At 68.7% G+C, this 451-nt stretch carries 1 pseudogene; it reads left to right on the plus strand.

From position 1 onward, the window contains the following. Positions 1 to 451 (plus strand): annotated as a pseudogene (locus tag OR16_RS39375) (efflux RND transporter permease subunit); the annotation flags it as partial.

Here is a 451-nt window from a genome sequence, read left to right on the forward strand (position 1 = left end):
GGCCGCCACCGTGGCCACGCCGCTGGAGCGCGCCCTGGGCGCCATCGCCGGCGTGACGGAGATCACCTCCAGCAGTTCGCTGGGCTCGACCCGTATCACGATGCAGTTCGAGCTCTCGCGCGACATCGACGGCGCCGCGCGCGACGTGCAGGCCGCCATCAACGCCTCGCGCGCCACGCTGCCTACCAGCCTGCCGAGCAACCCGACATACCGCAAGGTCAACCCGGCCGATGCGCCAATCATGATCATCGCGCTGACCTCGCCCACCATGACGCGCGGCCAGCTCTACGATGCGGCCTCGACCATCCTGGCGCAGAAGATGTCGCAGATCGAGGGCGTGGGCCAGGTCACCATCGGCGGCTCGTCGCTGCCGGCGGTGCGGGTGGAGCGTCAACCCTACGGCGCTCAACAAGTACGGCATCTCGCTGGAGGATGTGCGCAACACCATCAG

This window comes from Cupriavidus basilensis OR16 (genome assembly GCF_000243095.1).
In the GTDB taxonomy this organism is placed as follows: Bacteria; Pseudomonadota; Gammaproteobacteria; order Burkholderiales; family Burkholderiaceae; genus Cupriavidus; species Cupriavidus basilensis_D.